This window comes from Streptomyces sp. WAC04114 (assembly GCF_019733245.1).
Taxonomy (GTDB): domain Bacteria; phylum Actinomycetota; class Actinomycetes; order Streptomycetales; family Streptomycetaceae; genus Streptomyces; species Streptomyces massasporeus_A.
In genome coordinates this window covers 1-235 of the sequence record NZ_JAIGQA010000441.1, presented here as the reverse complement: position 1 = coordinate 235, position 235 = coordinate 1, and the positions used below count along the sequence as shown (strand labels likewise).

Annotated in this window: 1 protein-coding gene; it reads right to left on the bottom strand. The window is 71.9% G+C overall.

What is annotated here, in order from left to right; all coding sequences use genetic code 11:
* On the bottom strand, nt 1-235 hold a 235-nt coding region (locus K4G64_RS39660; RefSeq protein ID WP_260461597.1), incomplete at both ends, for an ATP-binding protein.

The following is a 235-nucleotide window of genomic DNA, read 5'->3' as shown; positions in this document are numbered from 1 at the left end:
GGCCAGCCCCAGACCGGTGCCACCGTAGCGGCGGGTGGTGGAGGCATCGGCCTGGGAGAAGGCGTCGAACATCCGCTTCTGGTCGGCCGCGGCGATGCCGATGCCGGTGTCGGCCACCTCGAACCGCAGCCATGGCGCCTGGTCTGCCGGTGGCCTGGCCGGGGCCGGGCCGGCACGGAGCACGACCTCGCCGGATTCGGTGAACTTCACCGCGTTGGACGCCAGATTGAGCAGG